This window comes from Candidatus Thermoplasmatota archaeon (assembly GCA_018814355.1).
Lineage (GTDB): Archaea > Thermoplasmatota > Thermoplasmata > UBA10834 > UBA10834 > COMBO-56-21.
In genome coordinates this window covers 1-21218 of sequence record JAHIZT010000019.1, presented here as the reverse complement: position 1 = coordinate 21218, position 21218 = coordinate 1, and the positions used below count along the sequence as shown (strand labels likewise).

The 21218-nt window shown below is 56.3% G+C and carries 23 protein-coding genes and 2 tRNA genes; 12 read left to right on the top strand and 13 right to left on the bottom strand.

Annotated elements, in window-relative coordinates; genetic code table 11:
- Positions 1–11: 11 nt before the first annotated feature.
- Positions 12–1313 carry a tetratricopeptide repeat protein gene (locus tag KJ653_00940; protein MBU0684405.1) on the bottom strand — a complete coding sequence of 434 codons (1302 nt, stop codon included), beginning with the start codon at positions 1311–1313 and terminating at the stop codon, positions 12–14.
- A 219-nt stretch (positions 1314–1532) separates the two neighbouring features.
- On the opposite strand from KJ653_00940, the gene KJ653_00935 reads away from it, so the two are divergent.
- Complete coding sequence (locus KJ653_00935; protein MBU0684404.1) at positions 1533–2138, top strand: methyltransferase domain-containing protein; 606 nt, start codon at positions 1533–1535, stop codon at positions 2136–2138.
- Between the two features lie 34 nt (positions 2139–2172).
- On the opposite strand, the gene KJ653_00930 is transcribed toward KJ653_00935, so the two are convergent.
- The 5 genes from KJ653_00930 to KJ653_00910 all read right to left on the bottom strand — a co-directional run bounded on the left by KJ653_00930 (position 2173) and on the right by KJ653_00910 (position 5053).
- Positions 2173–2248: transfer RNA gene (locus KJ653_00930), tRNA-Asp, on the bottom strand.
- A gap of 121 nt (positions 2249–2369) precedes the next feature.
- The gene (locus KJ653_00925) at positions 2370–2576 is read right to left on the bottom strand and encodes a hypothetical protein (protein ID MBU0684403.1); all 207 of its coding nucleotides are present in this window, start codon (positions 2574–2576) and stop codon (positions 2370–2372) included.
- Positions 2577–2644: 68 nt separating this feature from the next.
- A complete protein-coding gene (locus KJ653_00920; protein ID MBU0684402.1) occupies positions 2645–3673 on the bottom strand; it encodes an ABC transporter permease subunit in 1029 nt (342 codons plus the stop codon).
- Positions 3670–4596: an ABC transporter ATP-binding protein gene (locus tag KJ653_00915; GenBank protein ID MBU0684401.1), complete on the bottom strand. Its 927-nt coding sequence runs from the start codon at positions 4594–4596 to the stop codon at positions 3670–3672. Before KJ653_00915 ends, KJ653_00920 begins: the two co-directional genes overlap by 4 nt.
- 85 nt (positions 4597–4681) lie before the next feature.
- Positions 4682–5053, bottom strand: coding sequence for a nascent polypeptide-associated complex protein (locus KJ653_00910; protein MBU0684400.1), 372 nt, complete (start codon positions 5051–5053; stop codon positions 4682–4684).
- A 168-nt stretch (positions 5054–5221) separates the two neighbouring features.
- Here KJ653_00910 and KJ653_00905 point away from each other — a divergent pair, with 168 nt between their 5' ends.
- Positions 5222–5743 carry a tetratricopeptide repeat protein gene (locus tag KJ653_00905; protein ID MBU0684399.1) on the top strand — a complete coding sequence of 174 codons (522 nt, stop codon included), beginning with the start codon at positions 5222–5224 and terminating at the stop codon, positions 5741–5743.
- Between the two features lie 9 nt (positions 5744–5752).
- Here the strand turns inward: KJ653_00905 and KJ653_00900 are convergent, their stop codons facing one another.
- From KJ653_00900 to KJ653_00885, 4 genes are read right to left on the bottom strand one after another with little or no spacing between them, the layout of a single operon-like run.
- A complete protein-coding gene (locus KJ653_00900; GenBank protein ID MBU0684398.1) occupies positions 5753–5908 on the bottom strand; it encodes an orotate phosphoribosyltransferase in 156 nt (51 codons plus the stop codon).
- Positions 5909–5952: 44 nt separating this feature from the next.
- Positions 5953–6642: a phosphoglycolate phosphatase gene (locus KJ653_00895; GenBank protein MBU0684397.1), complete on the bottom strand. Its 690-nt coding sequence runs from the start codon at positions 6640–6642 to the stop codon at positions 5953–5955.
- Entirely contained in the window at positions 6643–7563 is a 921-nt protein-coding gene (locus KJ653_00890; GenBank protein ID MBU0684396.1) for a GTP cyclohydrolase I FolE2, read from the bottom strand.
- Between the two features lie 54 nt (positions 7564–7617).
- Positions 7618–8349: a hypothetical protein gene (locus KJ653_00885; GenBank protein MBU0684395.1), complete on the bottom strand. Its 732-nt coding sequence runs from the start codon at positions 8347–8349 to the stop codon at positions 7618–7620.
- A gap of 87 nt (positions 8350–8436) precedes the next feature.
- Between KJ653_00885 and rnhB the strand changes: the two genes are divergently transcribed.
- The 3 genes from rnhB (at position 8437) to KJ653_00870 (ending at position 9547) form a co-directional block, all read left to right on the top strand.
- The gene (gene rnhB, locus KJ653_00880; GenBank protein MBU0684394.1) at positions 8437–9075 is read left to right on the top strand and encodes a ribonuclease HII; all 639 of its coding nucleotides are present in this window, start codon (positions 8437–8439) and stop codon (positions 9073–9075) included.
- 4 nt (positions 9076–9079) lie between these two features.
- Positions 9080–9412 carry an SCP2 sterol-binding domain-containing protein gene (locus KJ653_00875; GenBank protein ID MBU0684393.1) on the top strand — a complete coding sequence of 111 codons (333 nt, stop codon included), beginning with the start codon at positions 9080–9082 and terminating at the stop codon, positions 9410–9412.
- 60 nt (positions 9413–9472) lie between these two features.
- Positions 9473–9547 (top strand) — tRNA-Met (locus KJ653_00870).
- Between the two features lie 41 nt (positions 9548–9588).
- Here KJ653_00870 and KJ653_00865 read toward each other — a convergent pair.
- Positions 9589–10737 (bottom strand): hypothetical protein, encoded by a 1149-nt coding sequence (locus KJ653_00865; GenBank protein ID MBU0684392.1) that lies wholly within the window; start codon positions 10735–10737, stop codon positions 9589–9591.
- 437 nt (positions 10738–11174) lie between these two features.
- Between KJ653_00865 and KJ653_00860 the strand changes: the two genes are divergently transcribed.
- The 4 genes from KJ653_00860 to glmS all read left to right on the top strand — a co-directional run bounded on the left by KJ653_00860 (position 11175) and on the right by glmS (position 15893).
- A complete protein-coding gene (locus KJ653_00860; GenBank protein ID MBU0684391.1) occupies positions 11175–12404 on the top strand; it encodes a PKD domain-containing protein in 1230 nt (409 codons plus the stop codon).
- A 181-nt stretch (positions 12405–12585) separates the two neighbouring features.
- On the top strand, positions 12586–12831 hold the full coding sequence (locus KJ653_00855) for a hypothetical protein (GenBank protein ID MBU0684390.1): 246 nt from the start codon (positions 12586–12588) through the stop codon (positions 12829–12831).
- 68 nt (positions 12832–12899) lie between these two features.
- Entirely contained in the window at positions 12900–14090 is a 1191-nt protein-coding gene (locus KJ653_00850) for an NTP transferase domain-containing protein (protein ID MBU0684389.1), read from the top strand.
- A 12-nt stretch (positions 14091–14102) separates the two neighbouring features.
- A complete protein-coding gene (gene glmS / locus KJ653_00845; GenBank protein ID MBU0684388.1) occupies positions 14103–15893 on the top strand; it encodes a glutamine--fructose-6-phosphate transaminase (isomerizing) in 1791 nt (596 codons plus the stop codon).
- Positions 15894–15903: 10 nt separating this feature from the next.
- Here glmS and cas4 read toward each other — a convergent pair whose 3' ends face one another.
- Both cas4 and KJ653_00835 read right to left on the bottom strand, forming a co-directional pair.
- A complete protein-coding gene (gene cas4, locus KJ653_00840) occupies positions 15904–16899 on the bottom strand; it encodes a CRISPR-associated protein Cas4 (protein MBU0684387.1) in 996 nt (331 codons plus the stop codon).
- Between the two features lie 24 nt (positions 16900–16923).
- Complete coding sequence (locus KJ653_00835) at positions 16924–17709, bottom strand: TPD domain-containing protein (GenBank protein ID MBU0684386.1); 786 nt, start codon at positions 17707–17709, stop codon at positions 16924–16926.
- Between the two features lie 196 nt (positions 17710–17905).
- On the opposite strand from KJ653_00835, the gene KJ653_00830 reads away from it, so the two are divergent.
- From KJ653_00830 to KJ653_00820, 3 genes are all read left to right on the top strand, one after another.
- On the top strand, positions 17906–19003 hold the full coding sequence (locus tag KJ653_00830; GenBank protein MBU0684385.1) for a glycerol dehydrogenase: 1098 nt from the start codon (positions 17906–17908) through the stop codon (positions 19001–19003).
- A gap of 142 nt (positions 19004–19145) precedes the next feature.
- Positions 19146–19787 carry a hypothetical protein gene (locus KJ653_00825; protein MBU0684384.1) on the top strand — a complete coding sequence of 214 codons (642 nt, stop codon included), beginning with the start codon at positions 19146–19148 and terminating at the stop codon, positions 19785–19787.
- 611 nt (positions 19788–20398) lie between these two features.
- On the top strand, positions 20399–21218 hold an 820-nt coding region (locus KJ653_00820), incomplete at its 3' end, for a hypothetical protein (GenBank protein MBU0684383.1).

Genomic DNA, 21218 nt, shown 5'->3' with positions numbered 1-21218 from the left:
TGACTTGGCGATTAGATGGCCGCTAGCTTGGCATCGACCGCCCGGGCACGCTCCATCTGCCCGACGTCCTTGTAGATGCTGGACGCCTTCCTCAGCAGCTTTCTTGCCAGCCTGATGTCCGTCAGCGTCGTGATAAGCGCCATTCCGTAATCATAGCAGCAGGCGGCGACAGTGTCTTCGACTCCAGACGTCCTGGCCGAGCGAACACTCTTTTCGAACCAGTCGAATGCAGCGCGGAGATTCTTGCTCCGTAGCTCGATGCTGGCATAGTTCCGATAGGCAAACGCAAGCATGTTCTGGTTGTTCGGTTCTCTGAATATCGCAACCGCTTCATCTGTGAAGACAATCGATTTCCCAACGTCTCCAATCCTTGCACAGCAGTATCCTGCATTGACGAGAGCGATTCCCAGGACATCCTTGTTCTTGATAGTCCTCGTAGATCTTATCGTCTTTTCGAAATACTCTTCAGCCTCTTGGAATCTCTCTTTGGAAATGCAGAGCACGCCAAGGTTGATCGCTATTCTGGACGCGTTGGAAGTATCACCGATTTCGAGGAAATACGCTAGTGAGTCCCTGCTAGCTCTCTCTGATTCATCGTATCTGCCTTCCAGATCGTAGATGATCGCGAGATTCGCCTCCGCCTTGGCGGCTAGTGCTTTGTCATCTATCGCTTTCGCCATCGCGACGCTGCTCTCAAAGCACCGGATTGCAGATGCGTAATCTCCCTTGTTGCCGTAGACGACTCCCATTGCCCTGTTCACAGTGGCGACTCCCTTTCTGTCGCCTGTTTCCATGTATCTCTCAATCGCGCTAAGGTAGGATTCAAGAGCGTCTTCCCATTTGTTTTGGGAGATTTCCACTTGTCCTTGATAATACTGAGAGAATGCAATTGATTCGGTATCCTTGGATTTCTCAGCGAGCTTCTTGAGTTCAAAGCAATTGACAAGCGCGGAGTCCCAGTTACCGTGCTCGCACTCGATTGTGATGAGCCTCTTCAATCCGTCCTTTCTTGCTCCGTTCGACTCCCCGTCCACAAGGCGCAACGCCTCGATGTGCTCTCGAACGTTGGGGTCGAAGTCCTTCGTCTCCGGATGCTCAGAGGCTATCCTGCGTCCTTCTTTGGTCAGCGAGTAACTCTCCCCAAAATCCGCGAAACCGCCATGACCGATCCAGCCGAGGTCTTGAAGCCCGCGGAGCGCAGAAACCCGCTTGTCTTCCGGAACACCTTCGAATCCGGACTTGACAAAGAGTTGCCTGTTAGTATCGCCGAGAACATAGAAGATGAGGGTCTCTATCTCGTTTCTGTTGGCCATGCTCTCCCCGGAAGAGGAGTACCGTTATCTGCTTACTGTATAGATATACCTTGTCCATAGGAAACATGGGTCTCCGTGTCACGGCTACCCAGAACCATCGACAACCAGCTCTTCCATTGAAGGCAGATGCACACATTTGTCCTCCACGTTCCAGCACTGAAAGGGGCAAATGCTATCCGCAGCCAATACCAATCGAGAGCTTCGGATACGAGGCGGAGAATGGCGACAAGAAGAGGATCCCGGGCAGAGCGACGCGAAACCGTCCGCGGGTTCAGTGCCTCGGGTGACTTCGTGGAGCGGCTCGAAGGTCCCGAGAGGCGCGAGGCGATCCCAAAGGAAGACATCATGCCTAGGTTGGGTTTGTCGAAACGAGACCTCGCCGTTGACTTGGGCGCTGGAATCGGCTACTTCACATTTCCGATGGCCGAGCTAGTATCCGAGGTCATCTCCGTTGACATTGAGCCTAGGATGTTGAGCGTCCTCGCTTCCCGCATGAAGGGTCTAGGAATTGGGAATGTGCGCCTCATTCAGGGCGAGATGACAGCATTGCCGATAGCTGATTCATGTGTCGATTTTGTATTGGCCGCTTTTGTCTATCACGAGGTCGCGGACCAAGGGAGGCTACTAGACGAGTGTGCCAGGGTCCTGAAACCCTCAGGGCGCCTCGTGGTGATAGACTTCCAGAAGCATGAGACCTCAATCGGCCCTCCGGTGAGCGAGCGCAAGACCCCCGCCCACGTACTCAGGACAGCGAAGCCGTTTTTCCGATTGGCTTCGCGATACGAGACCGATGTCTTCTATTTGCTCAGTCTGACAAGAATCTGAGAACGATCGGCCCCTTGCATAGCAAGATAAAGAATGGCGCCCCGGTCGGGATTCGGACCCGAGTCCCGAACTCGACAGGCTCGGATGATAGGCCGCTACACTACCGGGGCATGTGACCGCAGAGCTCTGGAACAGCGGCCTCCAAAGGTGCGTGCTGAGGCAAAAGCCGACTCCGTATTTAAGCGTTGGCGGTTCAGTGAAACCGCTGGCTCAGCCGTCTGGATATGTTGTCTAGGCCTTCTTCTCTTCGGGCTTGGCCACTGCCGTCGCATCCGGCGCGGGCACGGGTTTTGGCTCCTCCTTGAAGTCCTCTACGGGCTTCGTGGTGTACACCCCGCACTTCATGCAATAGAACGTGACGAAGTCCTCGTCTTTGTCATCGGCTATGAGCTCCTTGCCGCACATCCTGCACTTCGTCTTCATGTCAATTAGCTTCATGTTGACCACCTTGAGAGCATCTTCGGAATGACGGGATGTTCTTTAAGCTTTGTGCAGTGCCCAGACTGCTACTTCCAGTTCACCAGGATCTCCTCTCTGTTGAAGACTCTCAGGCTCACGAGCACTATCAGACAATCCGCAAACAGTACGATAAGGGAGAAAACCAGCATCGGTAGTAGGGCAGTCGAGAGGACGCCTGCTAGGCTGAAGAAGAAGAAGAGGAGCACGGGAAGGATGAGCACACCGCCGATCTGCTGCGAGACCCGGACATCGTTCACCCGTGAGGATATGATCACATTCACCAGGATGCTCATCAGACACATGCCTGGCGCGAGGAGTAGGATCCCAACGAACCAATACGCGTTGGGGAGCGGGTAGTATCCGAGGAACGGCTCGGTGAGGATATCGACCAGTACCACGGCGACGATGAATGACAGCCATGTGGCACCCATGCTCACAGCGAATATCGAGCCTGATTTCCCCGCAAGCAGCTCGAGGTCAGTCGTCGGAGTCGCCAGAAGCGGCTCGAGGCTCCTGTTGACCTTCTCACCGACGAAGCTGTAGGATGCCGTCACGGTTGGTATCGTCACGGGCGTCATTATGAGGAGGATGAGCAGCACGTTGAACATTAGAGCTTGCAGTTTGTTCAGCTCCTCGTTGCCTCCCATGTACTGCGACTTCCTCACCGTGTTGCCCGCATCGCCCGTGAGGTTGACCAGGACGCATCGTTCGAGCATGCTGTCCGTCACTGTGGTGTAGGCTATCCTGCTCTGGTTGAGATTGGAGTTGTCGACCGTGGAGTTCTCGATGATGCTGTTCCGGACGATGCAGTTCGACAGGACCACATGGTCGAGCCTAGTGTCGATCAGGGTGGCGTCCGTCAGTGTGACGTTGTTGAACTCGAGCGTGATCTGAAAGTCGAGGTTCAGGTCGGCGCTGCTCTGTCTGCTGAGCTGGTTGATCGGGACCACGTAAACGATGGGCAGGATCACGGAGGCGACCAGGGGCATCATGACGATCGTCATCATGATGTATTTGTTCTTCGCGAACTCGGAGAGGTCCTTCTTGGCAACGATGATGGCACGGTCCAGCCTCATCTTACGCCACCTCCTATCAGCTTCATGTACACGTCCTCGAGCGACCGTTTCAACTCGGTCACGTACTCTATCTTGGCTCCTGCTCTCGTGAGCGCCTCCACGATGACCGGGTTTCTCTCCTCTGGGTCGTCAAGATCGACAAGTATCCTCCCATCGTCCGTCCTCACGTTCAGGGCGAAATCGAACCTACGGACGATGTCGGTGAATGAAGGTTCATGATTGGTCAGTTCGATCACAGTCGTCCTGCCCCAGTACCTTCGGGCTAGCTCCTTGGGAGAGCCGACGGCCAAGGCAGTCCTGTTCATCACAGCGATCCTGTCGCAGAGGCGTTCCACCTCGTCAAGGTGATGGCTGTTGATGAAGACCGTCCTGCCCTCCTTCTTGAGGGCTATCAGGAACTCTCTCACGGTCAGCGAGGCCTGTGGGTCCAAGCCAGCAGTCGGTTCATCCAGGAAGACCACCTGAGGGTCGTGTACGAAGGCGCGAGCGATGGCGATCTTCTGCTTCATGCCCTTGGAGTAAGTCGCGATGGGCTCGTCCCTTCGGTCCCAGAGCTCAAGCATCTTCAAGAGTTCCTCAATCCGCTGCGCCCGCCGGTCCTTTGGGACCCCGTACAGCTGCGCGAAAAAGTCCAGGTTCCTGGTGGCGCTCAGAGACTCGTACAGCCCGGGTGATTCGGGAAGGACTCCCACGATTGCTCGGATCCTCTGCGCGTCGTTCTCCTTGTTGATCTCGAAACCGTTGACATAGGCCGTCCCTGAGGTCTGTCGGATGAGGCATGCCAGCATCCTCATCGTCGTGGTCTTGCCTGCTCCGTTAGGGCCCAGCAGCCCGAACACCTCGCCCTGCTCGATCTTCAGGTTCAGGTCGTCGACGGCCGCTTTGCCGTCGAAGGTTCTCCCAAGGCCAACAGTTTCTATCATTCAGCGTCTTCCCTTTCTGAATCGGCTTCTAAGCGCAGACTATGTCACTAGATAAACGCCACGCCGTAGTCCCTTTGGACGGAGTTCACATCTTCGAGGACATGATCTTCAGGATGGCCTCAGCAGGGGCACCGGCTGTCTCCTCAAGGGCGTTCCTCGCCTCAGTTGCGGTGCATCCAGTCTGGTCCATGACGAGCTTGATGTCCGACTGGGGTATTCCCCCCTCGTCTTCTACTTCCTCTCTTTTCCGTTCGCGTTCCTGTGGTGTGCCGACGATATGGAAAGTCTTCTGCCCCTGGACCGTGACGGAGGTGACCACAGCGTCCTTGAACACAATCTCCTTGTTCTTGGTCTTGATCACGACCTCTTCGACGTCGTCGACATCTTCCTGATTGATCCCCATGCGCTTCATCATCGCCTTCATCTGCTTGGGGTTCACTCTTCCGCCGGGCATCATGTTCGGAACCTCGCGTGACTCGTTCGTTCATGAACAAGCACAAGCGATAAAAGGGTTTTGGGCTGAATCAGGACCTGTTCCAATTGCGACCATCGTGAACATTCAGTTCCTCAAGATAGCCTGATTCCCTCAAGGAAACGTTTTATACGCCCTTCGAGCATTGATGATGTGCCCGAGTCATTCACGAGGTTGGTTGAGTCCATGGCTGAGATCGAGAAGGACCTGATGCATGCGCAAGAGGCGATGGCTAACGGTGACTTCGAAGGCGCCGTTTCAAAGTACAACAAAGTGTTGAAGGCGGACCCAGAGTGCGTTGAAGCATACTTCGGAAAGGCGGAGGCGTCTGTTGGCGTCCCGAAGATGTCCCCAGAGGAAGTAATCGCTCTTTACAAGAAGGCCGTCGAGCTTGACCCGAAGAACCCCATCTTCCAGTCATCGTACGCAGCGTACCTGATAGAGGTCGGCAGGTTCAACGATGCCGAGATCGCATACCTGAAAGCTGCGGAACTTGATCCGGACAACGCTAGATACTACTACTCCGAGTTCGGTGTCGAGTACATTCTGAGAGCTCCGATCGTCATGGAGAAGTTCCTGGACGACAAGACGAAGGATATGATACTCAAGAAAGGCCTGAAGTATCTTCTGAAAGCTGCTGGACTCACAGAGGAAGACGCCAAGAGACTCCTCTGATCCGATCGACTAGGTCATCCTGGTCGGCTTCATCTCCTTGGCAGCGCACGCCCTGCAGACCCTCGTGACGGGGTTGGAGTCCTGGGTGCACACGAGCCGGCCGCAGAGCGGGCATGTATTAGAAGCCGGCCGGCCGCACAAGCTGCAGATACCTATCATCGACATGGCATACGGCGAAGCGATCCCGGCCGAGATAAAACCTTTCCGTCCTAGCGCTTGATCAGCCCGAGCCAAACGAGCCCCTCGACGACGCCGGCACCGTTCAATCCGTTCGCGACGAACGAGGCCGCCTTCTTTGTCCCCTCGAACGCATTCCCGACGGCAATCCCCCATCCGCATTCGCGGATCATCATCTCGTCGTTGTCCGAATCGCCAAAAGCGGCGACGTCCTTGGGCGTGATCCCGAGCAGTCCACAGGCCTTCTTGACGCCAACGAATTTGTTCATGCCCTTCTCCATTATGTGGACCGCCCAACCAGTGGTCTGGACATCCACATCCCAGTCCTTCAGCACGTCCCGGACACCCTCAAGGCTCACTTCGCTCTTCAATCCGACCTCGGTCTCTCTCCACTTGTCAGTGAAGAGCCTCTCCACATCCATCTTCGTCCTCAGGTGCTCGTACGCCTTGCGGGGCTTCTCTGGGTTTCCAAGGACCAATGTCTGCTGGTTGTAGCTCACGACTCCCCCGTTCTCGGCGACGATCGGACCATTGAATCCGAGGTAATTGGAAAGCGAGTATGCTATCGGCAGCACGTTCCCGCTCGCGAGCATGACAGGAACCCCGGAATCCTGGACTTCCCTGAGCGCCCGTACCGCATCGAGGTTCACCCGTCGCGAATCGTCCGTCAGCGTGCCATCCACGTCCACTGCGAGCGCCTTGACAGAACCCTGTCTCGGCATCTACTTGCCCCTGAGCTCGCCCATGGTAGTGACCCTCTCGGCAAAAGCGTTGTGCTTGTGGATGGATTCCTCGCTCTCGCTCCTGACCGTCACGTGGACATCGTCGTCGAGTTTCGGATATTCCTCCAGCAGCTTGCCTAGTATGTCCCTCACCACATCCTCTACGAACTTGGGGTTCCTGTGTGCCTGGAGCACCACGTTCGCCTCATCGCTCCTCTTCAGGATCCCGTAGGTCGGGCTGCTGAGCGCGCCCTCAACGATCCTTATCAGGTCGTCGGCCTCGACCCTTGCTTGCTCCGGGACTTCGACCATCAGAGTTGTGATGTTTCTCTGATTGTGGGATATGAACGGCAGGTCCGCAGAGACCTTCTCCAGCCCAGGCACCTCCGCCAGCAAGATGCGCTTCACGGTCTCTTGGGCGCACGGGCACGCCGTCATCCCTTGGACCTGCACACCGATCAACTTCAAGAGGCCGTTCCCGCGCCTCGCGGTGGACTTGGCGATGAGCTTGAACGGCTCCAGCGACTTCTTCCCTCCAGGCGGCCATCTCTCCAGGAAATAGTCAGCAGACATGCTCACTTCCGCATAGCTCGCGTACTCGTGCCTGTCCAGCAGCTCCTTGCATATCCTCGCGGCCAGTCCTTCGAGGCTCGAAACCTTCTCCCTGACGCTCTCGTCGATCATCTCCGTGATGACCTCGACGTTCCGGGACATGTGCGACCCCCTCTGCGTGGACGGCAGGTCGACGAAGACATCGATGTCGGCTGTGAGATGGTGGTCGCTGTGGTCTCTATGCACTACGACAGGCTTCCTGACCCCGGTTATCCCGACCCTGGTGAGGCTGAAGCTGTTCTCGATACGCTTGCTCTGACAATCAAGGGACTTGGTATTCTTCAACGAGCTGCGGATAGCATGGTGCATTAATAAAGTGCGCCCGATTTACTAACCAGACAGTAGCTCGGCCTAGCTTCATAATCACTCGTACCGCTGGCACTTGTGGCAGTAGTACTGGTTGTATTCAGGGATGTACGAGAGCTGTCCCCCGCATCTCATGCAGGTCCTCACGGGCACCGGGGGCGGCTCCGGAGGCGCGATGGCTGCGGCCGCAACGGGGCCAGAATATCCGACCGCACGCACCCGCCGTTTCCTGTCTACCTCATCCTTCAACGCCGTCATCTGGAATGCCGCACCGACTACCATCACAGCCATGAGCGCAAGCACCACCACGAGCATCGACATGTCGAACCAGAGGAGCCCGATCCCGACAAGCAACCCCCCGACCACCGCCGTGACGATCCCTATCGCGACCTCGATGTACGCGAAAGTGAGGGCAAACGCGATCACGGCCGCGACCAGGGCCAACAACGCGCTCCCGGTCAGAGCGGCCACGACGATGAAGCTCAGCAGTCCCGCGACAACGCCAATCCCCAATCTGGCCAGGAAGATGAACACAGCGCTCCCGACCATGGACCCGAGAATGCCGATGATCAGGCCTATCAACGGTCCGCCAACTGCAGTTCCAATGGTGAACCCCAGCAGGCCGCCGATCACCGCGCCGATGAGGGACATCACATGCTTCCAGATTCTGCGCCCGGCAAAAGCCAGGATGAGGCCGATGATCAGGAAAACCACCGCAGCGATGAACAACAGCTCCTCGTTCGTCCCAAGGTCGTAGCCAAGGAGTTCTTGCTGCGTCCGAGCTATCATCGACGCCAATATGGGCTGGCGCAGGATTTAGCATTTGCTGGAAGAGCTCAAAACCTCTATCTACGAAGGAGCGCATCCCAGCAACGGATGATATGCGGCGTCGATGAGGCCGGAAGAGGACCTATCCTGGGACCGCTCGTGGTGTGCGCCCTAGCTGTCGAGTCCGATGCCGAGCTCGTCAAGCTGGGCGTCAAAGACTCCAAGAGACTCACTCCGAAAAGACGCGAGGAGCTCGAGCCCAAGATACGGAAGATCGCTCGAATAGAGTTAAGGGAGGTCCCAGCCCAGGAGATCGACGATAGGGACTGCTCGCTGAACAAGCTCGAGGCAAAGGTGTTCGCGGAGCTCATAGACAGGATCTCCCCCGAGATAGCGTACATCGACGCGGCGGACGTGAACGAGCAAAACTTCGCATGCATGGTCAAGTCATCGCTGAAATGCAGGCCCAAGATAATCTCCGAGCACAAGGCGGACGACACTTACCCGGTTGTGTCAGCAGCTTCGATAATCGCGAAGGTCACCAGGGACTCCCGGATGAGGGAGATTGAGCTTGAGATGGGACAACCGATCGGTTCTGGCTACGTCCATGACGAGGTCACCATGACCTTCGTGAGGAACTGGATCTCTGACCATGACTGCTGTCCACCACATACACGCAAGTCCTGGGAGCCCGCCAAAAAACTAATGACCATGAACGCAGTCCCGAAGCTGGAATCGTTCGAGTGATCACATGGTAGAGACGCTGCTCAGAGAGACTATCGACAGGTTCAACAAGAAGACCGACGGCGACCCGAACCTGAAGGCGGAGCTGCAAGGTGTCAAGAAGATCATCCAGGTGGAGATCACAGACGGCGGACAGTATCACTTCACGCTCGAGAACGCCCGCGTCGGAGAACTGAACAAAGGCGCGACGCAGAACCCTGACATCCGCATAATCGCAAGCAGCGAGACGCTGCATCAGCTCAGGAGCGGGGAACTCCGAGTCATGAAAGCCTACGCCACCAGGAGACTCCAGGTCAAGGGTTCCATCGAGGACCTTCTGAGGTTGAGAAAGTTCTTCTGAGTTTCTTGCGGCTCCGTCGCACGGATACTTTTAACTACACCGTCAACATTTGTCGGAGACAGCGGGGTGGGGTAGCTTGGAAATCCCATCAGGCTCATAACCTGAAGATCGCTAGTTCAAATCTAGCCCCCGCTACGATTTCGCTCTTTATATATAAATGTTTGCATCTATTGCGCTCAGTACGTGAACAGTGTCAGTCCATATCTCTTGAGATCTTGCGTCACAAGGCGCTCTTCCAAGATGCTGCGGATATCGGCTTTCGGAAACGAAATTCCCCAGTTGCAGCTCCAGAACCCGTCGTCTTTTAGATATAGCGACCTGAGTCCGACTCTCGGATGTAATCCCAGCCTTCTGAGAAGGACTGCTGAGTCATCGAGTAGCCCGGAGCGAGCTGTCAAACGGCAGTAGTCGAGGGCTGGAATCCCAAAGATCTGCCGGTTCTGTAACACTCCTAGTGACAGTGTTTTCGCGGTCATTTTCGACTCTACTTGGCGCGGGAGCACCCAGAGGTCAAGGTCTGAGTGCCTCGACTGAGCTATCGAGAACCCATGCAATCCTTGCTTTGAGGATATGCTTACGCATCCCTCCCCGTCGCATATCGGTTGGAGTGCTGCAACCCAAGTGGCTCGATCCGTGGATTCCATGACCCAATCGGGCATATGCGATTCCACGCTCGCTTTGTCTCCAACGGGCACGCCGAGGTTAACGAGCGTTTCTGCCACGTATCGTGAATAGATGAAGCCCCGGATTGCCCTCGCGTTGTTGCCAGGTCTCTGCGCCGGTCCGATATCATAGCGGAACACCTCGCGACAGAGAGATCTGAAATGTCTGTAGAGGTCAGTCTCATGTTCGGCGAACGTTATGTTGACCGCATGTTCACCCCATTTCTCCTTCAGAATCCATACCGATCCTTCTGCAAGGACGTATGAGACTAGCGCAGCTGTTCGTCTCCTTAGGTCGTCATTGAGACGCAGATCCTCTCTAGAAGGCAAACGCACCCTCTCCTTGCACATGTCGATGAATACGCTCTTAGCGTGCTCAATAGCCCAAAGCCTGTCTTTCGTCGTTCCGTGTTCCCCTATTTGTTCCTCGAGACCTTTGTCATCTGCGATAGCTAGCATTTTCTCAAGAACCGAAACAGGCATCGTGAGTCTGCCCACCAGGTAGTAGTGGACTGACGACTTAGGTATGTCTAGGCGTTTTGCCAGCTCTTGGCAATTGCCATATCTCGCTGCTGCTTTCTCGACCAGCTCCTTCTGCAACCCGGGTGGCAGAGACACTCGGTCCTCCTTCCTGTACGCTCCTCTGGTACCTCTCTCATTCATGGTATCCAGACGCTCGATGTCTGAGTAGCCAGATAGCAGCCAGTACTGCAGTTAGTATACGTCCAGACGTGTCGTTTGGTGGATCCTCCTGCTCCTACCAACAGAAATCGCAACTTATGCCGGGTCTTGGCCCCAAATCAATTGCTGGCCTCGAAGCGAGATATTCCCGTCCGTTCCCTAGCCCTTTCGCGTTCTTCTTGTCACATGAGAGCAACTTCTCTCGCCGTTCGAATCCTCTCGGGACCGCCTATTCCCATATCCCTGATATTGTGTGCGAACTGTGTGCCGGGGTGTCTTCTCGGACGGTCCGGTTGCCCATGTTTCCCGAGTCTCTCCTGCGGTTGGGCGTGATGTTCCGGTCTCCGGTCTTGCTGGTTGCCCTTGGAAGGACTTTCTATAGCGAAGCGTCGCTTTGTTTCTTCAAGGGTGTAGAGGGAATGTCATCGATTCGAGGTTCGGTCACGACCAGACACGCGTTGGTGGCTTTGCTCGTGACCTCGATATTGCTTGTGGAAATGCCTTTGATTGGCGCGGAACCGCGGTCCGTGTCGTTCACCCTAGAAATCCCTGCCACCGAGAACACACCGCCTACTATAGAAGTGCCTGATGCCTTCGTTGCCAGGATTACGTCGCACAACTTCACTATCACATCGTGGGACCCGGATGCGGAGGACATTGTCCAGTACATATGGGACTGGGGCGATGGCAGCCCGCGTGACGTTACGAGCACCAAGTTCGCGGCTCACACATACTATCTCTTCAAAGTGTACACTCTGACAGTCTTCGCTGACGACCAGACAGGCCTACCCGGCCACAATGTGTCAGACTGGGGTTGGGTCATTGTCGAGCAGAAACCGCCTAGCCGACCGGTCATAGTGCAGTTCGGTATGAACATCTCGAGCCCGGTGACTGGTCAGGAAGTGATGTTCACTGGCACTGCTGTCGACGCGGACGGCGACATATGTAGCATGAGGTTCGACTTCGGTGACGGTACCGAGGCGACGGTGATGCAGACTGCACCCAATACGATGGTATCTGCGAACCACACCTACAGCGTGCCCGGACTAAAGGCTGCTTGCCTGTATGCCTTCGATGGATGGGTAGAGACGGTATCGGATGCGTTGAGCTTCATCGTGTGGGACGCTTCCAACGCTTTCACTCTGAATCTCGTGACGGGCTGGAACTTGGCATCGATACCTCTTGTCGGCTACGGCTACAATGCGAGCACGCTCGGCCTGAACGCTGGTGATACCGTGTCCCTATACAACTCGACGACACGAACGTATAAGAGTCACATCGTCGGCTTTCCGGTGAACGACTTCGCCATCGCTCCCGGCACTGGCTTCTGGATCAACGTGCCAAGTGGGACGAGGATGCTCACTCTCTACGGATACGTCCCGAACACCACGCAGTCTATCATTGTCATCGTCCCGTATGGCGGTGGCTGGGCGCTCATAGGCTTCTTGGGGCTCAAGACGTGGCATGCGCACGACATCCCCGGGTTATGTAACGTGACCATTACGACGGTGGCAAAATACAACCCAGTCACGAAGTCGTATACGAGCTGGCTCCCCGTGATACCGAACATAAACGACTTTTTGATTGAGCCCGGACATGCATACTGGATCCTGATTCCTGGGAGCGGTACGCTGACCTATGACCCGTGACAAGTCTGGTTGACCGCGTTTCTTGCGAATTCTCAGATGAAGTCTCTAGACGTCATGCGTAATGCGTATCGGTCGGAGGCTCAGCTCAGTAGGCAGGTCGCAGACGCTAGTCCGCCGATGACATAGTGCTGGGCGCAGCAACAGAAATCGTGATATATGCGGGATGACACATACGAGGCCCGTGACTTCTCATCCATCGTGCGACAACACAAACAAGCAGCGTCGTCTATGCCCCGTCTGTCTCCATTGGGATCCCCGGCCGGAGGAGGGCTCGGGACCAGGGTTCGGTTACTGTGTCCGGAAGGACGTCATGACTCGCATCAGGTGCGAGTGCGACGTCTTCGTGGAGGCCACGCAGTCCAGGGTCGATGCCAAGAACAGGAAGATGTACGGCACGATCAATGAGGAGGGCGAAGGGGAGGAGTGATTGCTGGCCTGGCCTAAGAAACGCTTAAATGGCCGCAATCATGTAGCTTCTCCACCGGTGGGTTTCTGATGAAGGCAGTTGTTCTGGCTGCGGGAGAGGGCATGCGGCTCCGGCCCTTGACCGTCTCCGAGCCGAAAGTGATGATCCCGATCGCGAACAGCCCGATACTCGAATACGTCATCGATTCTCTCGTCAAGAACGACGTACGGGACATCGTCATGGTCGTTGGATACCGCAAGGAGCGCATCATGTCCCACTTCGAGGACGGCAAGAAGTTCGGGGCGAAGATGGAGTATGTCGTCCAGGAGAAGCAGCTCGGGAACGGGCACGCGCTGCTCTGTGCCAAGGACCGTCTGTCCGGGGAGTTCTTGGTGCTCCCTGGGGACAACGTCATAGACAGGCGCGCTGTAGGAGACCTCTTAAGAGCGGGGACCGGGCCGAGCGCTCTCGTCGTGGAGAGCGAGAACCCTTCCAAGTACGGCGTGGTCACCCTTGAGAAGGGCGCCATCAAAGGAGTGTTCGAGAAGCCCCAGGAGATGATCTCCAACATCATCTTGACGGGCATGTACTCCCTCAGTGACAAGATCTTCCAGTTCATCGAGCAGTGCATCGCTTATGGAGAGTACGGGCTCAGCAACGCGGTTCAGGCCAGCCTCGGTCTGCAGCCGGTGACGCCCGTGTTCTCAGACGGGTTGTGGATCGACGCGGTCTATCCGTGGGACCTTCTCGAGCTCAACGCCGCGGCGCTCGAGAACCTGTCCGTGAGGACCGCCGGAAAGATAGAGCCCCAGGTGGTCATGTCCGGGCCTATCGGGATAGGCGAGGAGACCATCATCCACGCGGGGACCACCATCTACGGTCCAGTGCTCATCGGAGATGGCTGCGAGATAGGGCCCAATGTGACGATCTTCCCGTCCACGAGCATCGGCAACAGCGTCACCATCGAGCCCTTCACGATGGTGAAGAACAGCATCCTGATGAGCAACTGCAACATCGGGGCCCATTCCTACCTGTCACACTGCGTTCTCGGATACGGTGTGAAGTCTCGGTCCCACATGATGGCTCCAGGCGCTGAGGCGTATGTGAACATCGCGGACGAGTTCTACAAGGTGCCTCACATCGGGTCTATCGTGGGCGAAGACACGAACTTCGGGACGGGGGTGGCCATCGAGCCCGGGACGATCGTTGGTGCTGGATGCAAGGTATCGAGCGGGGCTAGGATCATCCGCAATCTGCCGAACAGGGCTCTAGTCACTTAGGGTGTATTCCGGATGTGCGGGATCGTTGGTTATGCGGGCGGGCGGGACGCCCAGCCCATACTCATCGACTGTCTGAAGCGACTGGAGTACAGGGGATACGATTCCTCTGGGATCGCGATAGTTGACGAGACACTGGGGATATTCAAGTCGAAGGGCGAGATCGCGGAGCTCGAGTCTCGGATGCCAGTGATGAAGGGTACGCTGGGGATCGCGCACACTCGATGGGCTACTCAGGGGAAGCCGACGACCGAGAACGCCCATCCGTTGGCGGACTGCTCCAAGAAACTGGCGGTCGTCCACAATGGGATCATCAGCAACTTCATGGACGTGCGTGACCTCCTCGTCAAGGCAGGCCACATATTCTCCTCCGATACGGATAGCGAGGTCTTTGCGCATCTGGTGGAATCTGAGCTGAAGGACGACCTCGTGAACGCCGTGTTCCAAGCCTTGGAGAAGATCGAGGGGACATACGCTTTCGCGGTCGTTTGCGAAGGCCATGACGGAATTGTCGCCACGAGGCGCGAGAGCCCGCTTGTCGTCGGCATCGGGGACGGGGAGAACTTCCTAGCAAGCGATGTCACTGCGTTGCTGAAGTATACCAACCGGATGATATACCTCCTGGATGGAGATGTAGTCCGGGTCACGAAGGACTCGGTCGCGATCAGGGATTCCAAAGGCAACAAGGTGGAGCGCGAGCCGCAGAAGATAACTTGGAACCTCGAGGACGCGGAGAAGAGCGGGTACCCGCATTTCATGCTGAAGGAGATATTCGAGCAGCCCGATGCCATCCACGACTCGCTCCTTGGGAGGATCGAAACGATAGAGATGGAGTCGTTCTTTCAGGGGAACCACTTCTCCAGCGTGAAGATCGTTGCTTGCGGCACATCATATCATGCAGGCCTTGTGGGGAAGTACATCATCGAGGAACTGGCCAAGATACCGACGACGGTCCAGATATCCTCCGAGTACAGGTATTCCTCGGTGTCGAGGGAGAGCCCCCTTGTAGTCCTGATAACTCAGAGCGGGGAGACCGCGGACACTCTTGGGGCGGCCAGAGAGGCGAGGAAGCGAGGAAACAAAACGCTGGCCATCGCCAATGTTGTCGATTCGGCTATCACCAGGGAGGTCGACCACGTGATATACACCAGAGCTGGGCCCGAGATCGGTGTCGCTGCGACCAAGACTTTTGTGACGCAGCTGATCGCCTTGTATCTCCTGGCCATGGAGCTCGGAGTTCAGAACAAATCTCTTGCCGCACAGGCTAGGAGGTCGATGATAGGCTCGCTCAGGAACCTGCCGAGGGCGGTCCAGGACGTCCTCAATCAGGCGATGCTGATCGAGGCTTTGGCGAACAAGTACGCCGGCGCGAGGGACATGTTCTTCATAGGCAGGAGCATCAACTATCCAGTCGCGCTCGAGGGCGCTTTGAAGACCAAAGAGATATCATACGTACACGGTGAGGGTTTCCCTGCAGGCGAGATGAAGCACGGCCCCTTGGCACTCTTGTCGAAGGATTCTCCCGTCGTCGCGATAGCCATCAAGGACCACACATACGATAAGATGCTTGGGAACATCAGTGAAGTGTCCGCGCGCAGTAGTCCGGTCATCGCGATAGGGTACGAGGGTGACACCGAACTGGCGCGGTATGCTGATGATGTGATCTGGATCAGGGAGATACCGCCAGTGCTCTCTCCCGTGCCGGTGATAGTGGTGCTCCAGCTGTGGGCCTACTACATCGCGAAGGCCAGAGGATGTCCGATCGACAAGCCCAGGAACATAGCGAAGACAGTGACGGTCGAGTGAGTTATGATCGTTAGGCCAGCCTCTCAGGGCATATGTGCCTTCTGGAGCACGAGATGCACTTGCCCGGTCTGTCGTGGTTCCTGTGAGCCTCTTTCGTTTCCAGGATGGTCCGCATCTCGTCGAGCTTCTGCAGCAGGACCTTCTTCAGATCCTCGTTGTACTCTATCTCGTGCTCGTGCTCCGGATACTTGAGCAGGCCATAGGGCGGAGCTTTGCCGGTCGTCTCCTCAATCAGAAGACAATAGGCCGCGACCTGGAGTATGTGTGAGAAGAGAGGCCCCCTCGGAGTGCGACCTGTCTTCTCCTCGACCGGTATGAGGTCTTCCTTCATCCTGATGACATAATCCGGCCTTCCTGAGAGGCCGTATTTCTCCGACCTGAATGTCTTTGATTGGTCCATGTCTATGTACTCTATCTTGCCGCTGACCCTGAACTCCTTCCTCATGGCCTCGACGATCTCGGTCGATCTCAGCGACCTGTAGAGGTAGAATGAGGCGCCCACCAGCCAGATGATGGCGATCATCTCAAGGGCTTCCGCGAGCTTGATGTCGGCGAAGAGGAATGCAACGGCATTGACGGCCACGAGGACTGCCACGATGGCAAATGCGAGGATGATCTTCTCGTATTCCACTATGTTGCTGTCCATGGACGACCTTGATGCTTTGTACAAGAAGAACAGGGCTGCGAGGATCCATATGAGTGCCACAACTCCGAGAACCTGGCTCATCGTGACGGAGTTCTCGAACGGCAGTAGCTCGAGGCCCATGATCGCAATGACGGTCGCGACAATCGCCCACCAGAACACGAGCTTCTCAGCCTCGCGCACGGTCTTCTCTGTCGCGTCTATCTTCCAGAGGGACCTGCCGATCTTCTCATGGCCTTCTATGCCCGACCTCGTCTCCTCGGTGTCCCTGTCAGACTGAACGCTCAGCAACCAGCTCAGCGGGCAGTAGCTGTATTTCTCCAGATCGCCAGCTGAGGTGTACTTGACCGGGCCAAGGACCATACGGTCATTTATTATGGTCAACACTTAATAATGTTTGCTTGGCACGTGGTCGCGCTTGCAGTCGTCGAAGAAAGTGCCTGGAAGCAGCATGACCCCCTCCGGAGGCTCGATGCCCTCGACAAAACCGAACCAGTAGACGACCGCTCCCGTGCCGAACAAGTCGGTGTACGGTTTGAGCTGTCTGCGGACGTTCTTCCTGAGCTCGATGTCGTCCCCGAAAGACGCCTTGGACTCGATCCAGTGGATCTTCATGCCGTCTATCTGGATCGGCTTGTCAAGCAGGCAGTCGGGAGTCTTAGTGTGGGTCGCCCTCAGCTCCACCTCGGTCCTGTATTTCAGCTCCCTCTTGTCCAGCCAATTCTGGAGCTTCTTCTCTCCCCAGACGCCCCTATCGGTTTGTATCTGTGCGCCTCTGGGTGAGTAGATCATGTCCTCTTCCGCTATCTGCATCAGCTCCTTTTTCAGGCGCTTGTCGTGGCAGCATCCCGGTTCTCGGATGTACTTCCAGAACTGCTTCCTCGGCAGGTTGATCTCGGAGGCCAGCATGAGCCCAAGCAGGACCGGAGGGAAGTTGATAATCCTCGCGATCTTGGCCATCGACGTGCCCTTGTGCCATTCCCTCGCGATCTTCTTCATGTCTTTCTTGACAATGTAGAATCTCCTAGTCGCGTCCCGGACGGTTCTCTGCGTGTACATGACCAGGAGAAGCTCCCGGTCGACTCCCAACTTCTGCGCGAGATAGTCAATGTCACTCGGTGTCTTCAGCTGAGAATAAATGTTCTTGTAGTCTTCGTACTTCATCTGATTCACAGTCCAGCTTCGCGCTGAACGATTAGTTCATATCGCTTTTTTCTGAGCGGCATTATAATCTGAAGCTACTTATTCCTTTGCAGATGTCCGACATATAGTTTAGCCCAGACTGAGTTAGGCAGGCTCTGCACAACCTTGAAATGCAGATACGCGATGGATGTGTGAATAGTCGAAGCGGTTTCTGAGAGGTTCTCACATGCCAGAGAGCGGTGTCCGGAAGATGATCCTTCCTGCAAAGTACGTTCAGGGAGAGGGCGTGCTTGGCCAGCTAGGTGCCCATGTCAAGCAGTTCGGGGAGAGGCCATTCGTGGTCAGTGGCAAGACGAGCTTCTCGAAGGTCAAGGCCAGGGTACAGGCGAGCCTTCTGACGGCTGGGATCCCCCTCGTAGGTTTTGATGACAGCGTCGTCGAGTGCACACACGCCAAGATAAACGCGATTTCTACAAGGGCCGAGGAACTCGATGTCGACGTCGTCATCGGTTGCGGAGGCGGAAAGGCCGTTGACACCGGGAAAGCCGTGGCCGAGAAACTTCATGTCCCATCCATCTCGGTGCCGAGCCAGTGCGCCACCAACGCGGATGGCATGGCCGACGCGGTCATATTCACCGAAGACCACAAGTTCCTCGAGGACCTCTATCTGAGCAGGCCGCCTGTGCTCGTCCTGGTGGACACCGAGGTGGTCGCTAGAGCACCCCCGCAGTTCCTTGTCCAGGGCATGGGCGACGCCCTTGCATGCGCCTTCGAGAAGCCTGCATACGCAGCCACCCAGAGGGCGAAGCGCGCGAACGAGCTCGCGACCTCAGCCGCACTCGAGGTCAACCTGCGTTGCTTCCAGACCCTCATGACGCACGGTCTTCAGGCCAAGAAGGACGTTGAGTCCGGGAAGATCACAGAATCCGTTGAGGCCGTCGTCGAGGCGATCAAGCTCCAGAGCGGGTTCGGGTTCGGAGGCGGCGGTTGTGCCGCAGCTCATGCGGTCCACAACGGTCTCACGATCGTTTCAGGAATCGCAAGGAAGCACGGGGAGATAGTCGCCTTCGGCACGCTGGTGCAGATGGTTCTGGAGAAGAGACCGATGGGAGAGATCGAGCGGGTCATGCGCTGGTGCAAGTCCGTCGGACTGCCCATCCGGCTACAGGACCTAGGCAGGCTCGACAGGAGCCGCCTCCCTGAGGCTGCTGAGAAGGCATGCGACCCGAATGATTCGATGGCCAGCATGCCCTTTGCCGTGTCTCCGAGGATGGTCCTTGACGCCATCGATGAGGTGGAGCGATTGGCAAGCGCGTTGTCCTGAGCCATCCCGCGACATGGTGAACGTTGACCACGGCCGACTCCTCTGGCCAACACCAGATAAGCCTATATACGGCCATCACGATTATTGAACGAGTCGGGTACGTCCGGCTATAGAAGGGATGAATCAGAGGAGGCATTCGAAAATGAACAGTCCTATGGGCACAATCATAGCTCACGGGGGCACACCGCCATGGCTCCCGAGAGAGGTCGCTGAGGGCAGGAAGTTCGCCTGGTGGGCGCAGATCATGTTCTTCCTGATGGCCTTCATATGGTTCGTTATAGCGATAGCATCAATCGTTCTCTATGCGGCAGACACTGGTGCAGGCAGGGGGACGCTTCTGGTGGGCGTTTTCGGCGTATTCGCCATGCTGATTTGCTTTCTCGCAGCCGTGTTCCTCAAGAGGACCGTCATCGACGCGATTGACCAGGGCAGGTTCCACGACGCTAAGAACGACAGCATCGTATGGATCATATTCGGGCTGGTCGGGTTCGTATTGCCCGCTCTGTTCATGATACTGACATACGCTAAGCTTGGTGACTCGCTTGCGGCCCAGGCGCCTGCCGGGTACCAGCCATATGCGGCAGGGACTGTCCAGGTTCAGCAACCTGCGCCGTACATCCCGCCGCCTGCGCCTGTCCAGCCACCGGCGCCGGTACAGCAGGCATCGCAGGCAGGCCAGCAGCACCACGCGCACCAGACCCAGATGGTCAGGTGCAAGAACTGCAACGTGCAGTACCCGATGTTCATGCACTCGTGTCCGAACTGCGGCGCGCCGAAAGAATAGAGTTGTTTGTTGCGGTTCCAAGTATGGGCAACACTCGGCCAGCAGTTGAAGTGCACCACCGTCTCCCCACAAACCCTTTCAAATCTTCTCAATCTAGAAACCGTTCAGACTCAGTCGGGTTGATGGCTGGCAAGTCAGAACAGCTCATCGATCAGCAGGGATTGAACTAGGACCTAACCCCCTCCATTCTCCTTTCATATGGTCTTGTGGAGGTATTTCAGCTCTGTCCCGCTAACGGACGAGATGACAAAATCCATGTATAACGTAGTCTGATGCCGATTGTAGCCACGAGTGAGGTCGGAGGAGGAAGGCGAGCGATGATGCCAGAGTCAAGATTCGAAGGGAGAAGACTGCTGTCCGCCGCGGTCGCAATGCTGTTACGTCTTTCAGCGATGATTGGGTTTCTGGTCACTTCTTCATCGGATAGGACCGACACTGCAGTTCGAGCGCTACCTGCAGAAAGAAGTCCCGGACGTCGGTTCATTCGCATTGCTTTGTGCGCTGTTCTCGTCTGTTTCCTTCTATCTGCCCCGTATTTGTTTCTGTTCGCACCTACCGCCAATCTTTGGTCTCTGAAGCGAATCGAGCGACGGGAACTGACAGCTTCTCCGATGGGACTCACTCCTCCCCAGTTCCCTTCTGAACCCCGCGACCCCACCCTGGGAGAGTCGGGAGTCCCAATCAACTTCACAGCTGCAGTTTTCGATGCGGACGGCGATGCGCTGAATGTCACGTGGGAATGGGGGGATGGGACGATTACGACGAATACGACTGATCCTGCAAACCCCTTCATTGTCATCACTGAATCGCATATCTACAATCCAGTTCCTGAGCAGGGACGGGGCAACTACAATGTCACGTACACAATGAACCTGACGCTTGACGATGGAGACAGCGCACCAGTGACCGCGCCCACTCTTGTGAAAGTGAAACTTCCACCGAATGGAAGCCCGGGTGTGGTGAACCTGAGCGTCTCCGATCCAGCTGTCGATCCAGACGAGGTCGTCACGGTCATCGCCGCTGCGAGCGATCCCGAGGGCGAACCGCTCACATGGATGTTCCAGTTCAACGATTCGATTCAGACATATCGGGTCGCCGTGTTCCATACACCAGCCTCCGCTCCTGGCGAAGTGGTATGGAACAACATCACGCATGTATTCGGAACGGAGGGCACCCACAGAATCACCTTGAACATCAGCGATGCGCTCCCTCCGAACCAGGTGTGGCCTCACAATGTGTCTCAGGACATCAGTGTTGATGTGACTGCAAATCGAATACCGATCGCGTCGTCTATGATTGGCGTTGATCCTCCATCCCCAATCATTGAATCTGGCGAAAAGTACGTCGTCGTGAACTACAGCCTCCAGGCGTACGACGAAGATGGCGACGTCATCAGCGTTACATGGGATTTCGGAGATGGTTCGCCCCAGG

Coding starts and splice junctions, on each gene's coding strand:
- KJ653_00825 (MBU0684384.1), top strand. CDS start 19,146: ATGAACAGTCCTATGGGCACAATCATAGCTCACGGGGGCACACCGCCA.
- KJ653_00935 (MBU0684404.1), top strand. CDS start 1,533: ATGGCGACAAGAAGAGGATCCCGGGCAGAGCGACGCGAAACCGTCCGC.
- KJ653_00900 (MBU0684398.1), bottom strand. CDS start 5,908: ATGTCGATGATAGGTATCTGCAGCTTGTGCGGCCGGCCGGCTTCTAAT.
- KJ653_00920 (MBU0684402.1), bottom strand. CDS start 3,673: ATGAGGCTGGACCGTGCCATCATCGTTGCCAAGAAGGACCTCTCCGAG.
- KJ653_00885 (MBU0684395.1), bottom strand. CDS start 8,349: ATGATAGCTCGGACGCAGCAAGAACTCCTTGGCTACGACCTTGGGACG.
- KJ653_00910 (MBU0684400.1), bottom strand. CDS start 5,053: ATGATGCCCGGCGGAAGAGTGAACCCCAAGCAGATGAAGGCGATGATG.
- KJ653_00915 (MBU0684401.1), bottom strand. CDS start 4,596: ATGATAGAAACTGTTGGCCTTGGGAGAACCTTCGACGGCAAAGCGGCC.
- cas4 (MBU0684387.1), bottom strand. CDS start 16,899: ATGGTCCTTGGCCCGGTCAAGTACACCTCAGCTGGCGATCTGGAGAAA.
- rnhB (MBU0684394.1), top strand. CDS start 8,437: ATGATATGCGGCGTCGATGAGGCCGGAAGAGGACCTATCCTGGGACCG.
- KJ653_00895 (MBU0684397.1), bottom strand. CDS start 6,642: ATGCCGAGACAGGGTTCTGTCAAGGCGCTCGCAGTGGACGTGGATGGC.
- KJ653_00925 (MBU0684403.1), bottom strand. CDS start 2,576: ATGAAGCTAATTGACATGAAGACGAAGTGCAGGATGTGCGGCAAGGAG.
- KJ653_00865 (MBU0684392.1), bottom strand. CDS start 10,737: ATGAATGAGAGAGGTACCAGAGGAGCGTACAGGAAGGAGGACCGAGTG.
- KJ653_00890 (MBU0684396.1), bottom strand. CDS start 7,563: ATGCACCATGCTATCCGCAGCTCGTTGAAGAATACCAAGTCCCTTGAT.
- KJ653_00830 (MBU0684385.1), top strand. CDS start 17,906: ATGCCAGAGAGCGGTGTCCGGAAGATGATCCTTCCTGCAAAGTACGTT.
- KJ653_00940 (MBU0684405.1), bottom strand. CDS start 1,313: ATGGCCAACAGAAACGAGATAGAGACCCTCATCTTCTATGTTCTCGGC.
- glmS (MBU0684388.1), top strand. CDS start 14,103: ATGTGCGGGATCGTTGGTTATGCGGGCGGGCGGGACGCCCAGCCCATA.
- KJ653_00860 (MBU0684391.1), top strand. CDS start 11,175: ATGTCATCGATTCGAGGTTCGGTCACGACCAGACACGCGTTGGTGGCT.
- KJ653_00875 (MBU0684393.1), top strand. CDS start 9,080: ATGGTAGAGACGCTGCTCAGAGAGACTATCGACAGGTTCAACAAGAAG.
- KJ653_00850 (MBU0684389.1), top strand. CDS start 12,900: ATGAAGGCAGTTGTTCTGGCTGCGGGAGAGGGCATGCGGCTCCGGCCC.